At 56.8% G+C, this 5,461-nt stretch carries 5 protein-coding genes; 4 read left to right on the top strand and 1 reads right to left on the bottom strand.

Features of this window, described 5'->3' with window-relative positions; translation table 11 throughout:
• On the bottom strand, positions 1 to 306 hold a 306-nt coding region (locus IE122_RS18600; protein WP_189622598.1), incomplete at its 3' end, for a transposase.
• 251 nt (positions 307 to 557) lie between these two features.
• On the opposite strand from IE122_RS18600, the gene IE122_RS17935 reads away from it, so the two are divergent.
• The 4 genes from IE122_RS17935 to IE122_RS17920 all read left to right on the top strand — a co-directional run bounded on the left by IE122_RS17935 (position 558) and on the right by IE122_RS17920 (position 5,246).
• Entirely contained in the window at positions 558 to 1,832 is a 1,275-nt protein-coding gene (locus IE122_RS17935) for a cytochrome P450 (RefSeq protein ID WP_189622597.1), read from the top strand.
• Between the two features lie 872 nt (positions 1,833 to 2,704).
• Entirely contained in the window at positions 2,705 to 3,679 is a 975-nt protein-coding gene (locus tag IE122_RS17930; RefSeq protein WP_189622596.1) for an NAD(P)H-dependent flavin oxidoreductase, read from the top strand.
• Positions 3,633 to 4,190 carry an enoyl-CoA hydratase-related protein gene (locus IE122_RS18595; RefSeq protein WP_373299161.1) on the top strand — a complete coding sequence of 186 codons (558 nt, stop codon included), beginning with the start codon at positions 3,633 to 3,635 and terminating at the stop codon, positions 4,188 to 4,190. Before IE122_RS17930 ends, IE122_RS18595 begins: the two co-directional genes overlap by 47 nt.
• Positions 4,191 to 4,205: 15 nt before the next feature.
• A complete protein-coding gene (locus tag IE122_RS17920) occupies positions 4,206 to 5,246 on the top strand; it encodes an NADPH:quinone oxidoreductase family protein (RefSeq protein WP_308430428.1) in 1,041 nt (346 codons plus the stop codon).
• Positions 5,247 to 5,461 lie beyond the last annotated feature (215 nt).

Below are 5,461 nucleotides of genomic sequence, written 5' to 3'. Positions count from 1 at the left end.
GTCAGATATCGCACAATATCCATGAGATACGCCTATTACGCAGCAGTCCCGGATGCGGTAGAAATGATATTGCACGCTCGTAAACGGCGGGAAGTCCCGGGGCAGTTGCGCCCACTGGCACCCCGTCGCCGCAAGATATTGGATCGCGTTCCACACATCCCGTGCGCGGTGCAGGCGTGGACGCCCCACCTTCGTCGTTCGTGCTAGCAGCGGCGCGATAATCGCCCATTCCGCATCGGTGCAGTCGCTTGTGTAGCGCAGCCTTCTTCTGTCATGCTCGCGACGAGCGGTTTCGGTCCAGCCCATATGATCCCCGTGGTCTTCGCAACCCTCGGTGAATCACAACTGGCTGAAATCGCTCAACCTAATTTCCGGTTGGGCTCTAAGGCCCAGATTTGAGGTTGTGTTTTAGGAGGGCTGGGGCTTCGTCGTAGTGACGAAGGAACCCAGATAAAGCCCCAACACGGCTCTTTTCAAATACTCCATGTCGTTCTATTGACAGGCTGTCACGCTTTAAGGTGTCACTGGGAGGCTATGCCGTCCCCCACGGCGATGACATGATGGATGAGGAACCCGACATGACGACTCAAACTGAGCTTTTAGACGACCGACCGGCGGAGGATGTTGACTTCACGGACCCATCCTTCTTGGCCGCGCCTTGGCAGCCACTACTGAAGCTCGGCGATCGCAATCCGGTTTTTTGGAGCGACCTGCAGCAGGCGTGGATCGTGACGCGTCATGCGGACGTAAAGGCGGGATACTCCGATGCTCGTCTTTCTGCTGAGCGAGCGGAAATTTACTTGCGGACCGCTCCGCCCAACGCAGAACTGATCTGTCCGACGGCCATCCGAATCGCGAAGCTTCATGTCGGGTTTCTCGATGGCCCCGATCACATGCGTATCCGAACCTTGATGATGAAAGCGTTCACACGCAGTGTCGTTGAGAGCTTCCGCGCCCACACCGTCGCCACAATAGAAGAATTGCTCGCCGCAGCTCCGAAGGGAGAGCCCTTCGATCTCGTTGGCACTATAACGTCCCGCCTACCGGCCCGCGTCTTGCAGCGTATCCTTGGGGTTAGCGTTGAAGAGGCGGAGGAGTTCTTCGAGCATGCGCAGTCGATCGTCGAAGTGCTCGCATCGGTGCGGCCAAACGTCGAAGATCTCGAGAGGTTTGAATCAGCGACGATACGCTTAAACCAGATGTTCGAGGCTTTGATGCTCGAGCGTGAGCGCTTGCCGACCGACGACCTGCTCTCACACTATGTAAACGCGCGCGATAACCTTGAGCGGTTGAGCCACGACGAAACGCTAGCGGCGTGCCACCAGACTATCGTCGCCGGAACGGAGACGACCGCACATTTTCTAGCGGTAGGCCTAGCAGAGATCGCCCGTTCCAAAGATCTCACATCCTTGATCCGCAGCGAACCGGGTGCCGAAAAACGCATTGTCGATGAGCTGCTGCGTTATCCGAGTCTGGTTAAAGGCCTGATCCGCATCGCTCGCGTGGATTTCGAATGGCATGGACAAGCCATTAAGGCCGGTGATGTATTGTTCCTTATGAATATTTCTGCCAACACCGACCCAGAAATATTCGAAGACCCTTTCACAATAAATCCAAATCGTGACTGCCGGTCCTCGCTTTCGTTTGCTCCAGGTTTTCATCATTGCATAGGCCATCTTCTAGCGAGAATGGAGCTAGAGGAGTTCTATTCTCGTGTGTTGAATGCATATGATTTGACAATCTTGGAGAATGATCCAAAATTTGTCGATAATTTCGTTTTTCGCGGATACAAACGGCTTATGATCCAGCTCGATCCGAGGACCCAGTTGTGACCATGACAAAGCGGCGCGCCCCGTGAGGCCTCACGGGGCGCGCCGCCTAAAGGCGTCAGCGGGGTCGTTTCCGATACAATCCACCTCCTTCTCGCCGTGTTTGGAGCTAGCTTGTCAACCCCGGCCGCGGCTCGCATCGAGCAGATATTTCGAAGGTACAAGCGCTCGTAGGCTCTGCGACACGTGCAGTGGTGCGTTAGTATGGCAATCAGCGGGCAATAGGTAACCAGGATATGAGGCACGTTTACGACGTGCGGAATGGTGGAGCGCGTAGCCCGGAGGTATTCACCACGGCGGAAGTCGGTTTCTCTTTTAGCTGGTTGGCGGGCTCAGATGTGGCTCTTGAAGTGCCAGCCGTCCTGCTTGGCTCGATGATGTCGCAGTGAAGCCTGAGCCGGCCGAGTCGCGAGATATTTTCGACCAGCTTGCCTCCCCGGCTCTGGTGCATCTCCAGATCCCGCAGGTTCGTCAAGTTAGTGGTCTTGTAGAACGTTAACTACCCGGCAAGACGCGCGATTGTCGCGAGGTGAGGCTTACTATTAGGAATGCTCTCGAGAGCAAGAATAAAAGCAGTCGACGCGGCAGATCAGACGTTTTCGCGATGTAGGCTGTACGCGGGTGGGCACACGTTATCATTCATTGCAGCCCGTTATCCATTCACGCCTAAAGGAGGCCATCTATCGGAGCCGCTTCAAAGAAGAATACCCGTCTGTCCAGTTCAACCAGATTTGATACTCCTAAGTGAAGGCCTTGTTCCGTGCCGCTGACTTCCACGATGGTCGCCTGGGATTCTAACAGAAGCGCGCGCCGCCGTGGTCCGACAGATAAGCAACAAGGCGTTAACCAGAGTGCAATCGGGAAGGTACGAAAAATTGGCATTTGAGACGCGATTCACCCGAACTTTCGGCATCGAGCATCCAATCGTACAAGGGGGCATGATGTGGGTAGGCAGAGCCGCGCTCGCGGCAGCAGTATCGAACGCGGGTGGTTTGGGGATGGTCACCGCATTGACACAACCCGACCCCGATGCATTGCGCCGCGAGATCAAAAGTTGCCAAGAACTGACTGACAAGCCGTTTGGCGTGAACCTAACTATCCTCCCTTCGATAGATCCCCCGCCATATGCAGCCTATCGGCAGGCGATTATCGACAGCGGCGTACGGATCGTGGAGACCGCCGGAAGCGAGCCACGGGAGCATGTTGAACACTTCAAGAGCCATGGGATCAAGGTCATCCACAAGTGTACTGCTGTCCGGCATGCGCTGTCGGCCGAACGCATGGGCGTGGACGCGGTCTCCATAGATGGGTTTGAGTGCGCGGGGCACCCCGGCGAAGAAGACATTCCCGGCCTAATCATGATACCGGCCGCAGCGGACAAGTTGTCCATTCCGATGCTTGCAAGCGGTGGTTTCGGCGACGGCCGCGGGCTTGCAGCAGCGTTGGTCTTGGGTGCAGAAGGGATCAACATGGGCACGCGATTTTGTGCGACGGTCGAGGCGCCACTCCACCAAAACTTCAAACAACATATGGTGGACAGCGATGAGCGGTCCACCGATATAATCTTTCGCACCTATCGCAACAGCGCCAGGGTCAGTCGGAACGCGATCAGCCAAGAGGTGCTCTCGATTGAAGGTCAAGGAAGGCCATTTGCCGACGTTGCCCACCTTGTCAAAGGCGCTCGCGGGCTTGAGGGATTGATCAGCGGAAATACTGATCATGGCATCTGGACCGCTGGACAGGTGATGGGACTGATCCATGATATTCCCACCGTTGCTGAACTAATGGCGCGCATCGTCGCGGATGCCGAGGCAATTTTCACTCGCCGCATTTCAGGGATGCTCTCGTGAAGGCGCCCCAGCTCGAGACTCTCCTCTACGCTCTGGAAGGCGCATCGCGACCATCATGCCCAATCGGCCGGAAGTGATGAACGCGTTCACTCGCATCATGGGTTTAGAGCTCACTGCTGCGATTGAGCACACAGATGCCGATGACGATCTGCGCGCCGTCGTCGTCACCGGGTCAGGTAGCCGCGCGTTTTGCCCTGGGGCAGACCTGTCGAGCGGACAAGAAGCGTCGATAATGGGTCCGTACGGATGGCTATGCAGTGGACAGGGTGGGCGACCTTTGCCGCGACACTGGCGGATTGGTTTCGCTCCGCTTCTTCGACAGCGTCAAGCCTCGGGTCGGTGCTGTGAACGGCTCAGCTGTAGGCGTTGGCCGATGGACACAGCTTGGACATGCGGCGCAATCGGAGCGCGAACGGCGCGACCTAAATTCGCTATAGCAAGCCGACAATTATCTTCGGCAAGAGCATCCCGATTTCCAAAGTGCTGTCTGGTCAGCTGGTGTAACGGCTGAATGTGGAATCCAGGCATGTTGGTTCGATCAATTTTTGATATTGGAAGGCATCAAATGAAGGCAGCTTTGAGCAGAACCGCTGGCGGACCGGAAACATTGTCGATCGAGCATCTCGATGACCCTCTGCCTGCGCAGGATGAAGTGATCTTGGATGTGCGAGCATGCGGGGTCAATTACCCCGATGTGCTGATCATACAAGACATATATCAATTCAAACCGCAACGGCCCTTCGCACCAGGAGGAGAGGTGGCAGGAGTGATCTCGGCAGTCGGGGAGAACGTCACGGACGTGGCGATCGGCGATCGGGTAATTAGCATGGTTGGCTGGAATGGCATGGCGACGAAGGTGGCCGCGAAGGCATCCTCGTGCATTCCGATGCCTGCGGACATGTCGTTCGAGGACGGCGCAGCGTTCCTCATGACTTTTGGGACCTCATACTACGCGTTGAAAGAGCGTGCGCAGATCCAACCGGGCGAGACCCTGTTCGTGCTCGGTGCGGCGGGGGGCGTTGGCCTCGCGGCCGTAATGTTGGGGAAGGCGCTGGGCGCGAGGGTGGTGGGCGCGGTTTCAAGTCCTGACAAGGCCGCTTTCGTTCAGGAATGTGGAGCCGACGCATGTATCGTCTATCCACGAGGCACGTTCGACGGCGCGGGCAGGAAGGAACTTGCAGCTCTTTTCAAGGCAGCGGCGCCGGAGCGCGGATTCGACGTAGTTTTTGACGCCGTGGGTGGCGACTATGCAGAGGCCGCGCTGCGGGCGATTGCATGGAACGGACGACTTCTGGTAATCGGCTTCCCGGCCGGTATCCCAAATGTCCCGCTCAATCTGGCACTGCTCAAAGGGTGCTCGATTGTCGGCGTTTTCTTCGGTTCGTTTCGCGAGCGTGAACCTGAACTGGACCGACGGATCGTCGACGAATTGATGGGACTATACGAAAGCGGCGCAATCCGGCCCCATATCTCACGCTCCTTTCCGCTCGAGCAGGCGGGTAACGCAATCGCTCATCTTGCGGGTCGCTCCGCAATGGGCAAGGTCATCGTCACGATCGAAGCCTGATCGCCCTCTGTAGCGTAACGTGACGGTGCAGACAGACTGGCTTTCGTCATCGCCTGCGAATGGTCTGACGAGAGCCTATAGGCAGAGCTGTGTGCCCGTCAGTAAAGCAATTATATTGATGCGCCGTATTGAGAAACTCAGGACCGTATTGATCGTTAGCCTGTTTTATTCACGGAGGCGGGTGATAGGGTTGGCGGGAGTGGCGTAAGCGATTG

Source organism: Novosphingobium colocasiae, from assembly GCF_014652555.1.
GTDB classification, from domain to species: domain Bacteria; phylum Pseudomonadota; class Alphaproteobacteria; order Sphingomonadales; family Sphingomonadaceae; genus Novosphingobium; species Novosphingobium colocasiae.
This window is presented reverse-complemented; position numbering and strand designations above follow the sequence as displayed.

Excerpts from the sequence above, each read along its gene's own strand:
- IE122_RS17935 (WP_189622597.1), top strand. The coding sequence starts at position 558 with ATGATGGATGAGGAACCCGACATGACGACTCAAACTGAGCTTTTAGAC.
- IE122_RS18595 (WP_373299161.1), top strand. The coding sequence starts at position 3,633 with ATGCCGAGGCAATTTTCACTCGCCGCATTTCAGGGATGCTCTCGTGAA.
- IE122_RS17920 (WP_308430428.1), top strand. The coding sequence starts at position 4,206 with ATGTTGGTTCGATCAATTTTTGATATTGGAAGGCATCAAATGAAGGCA.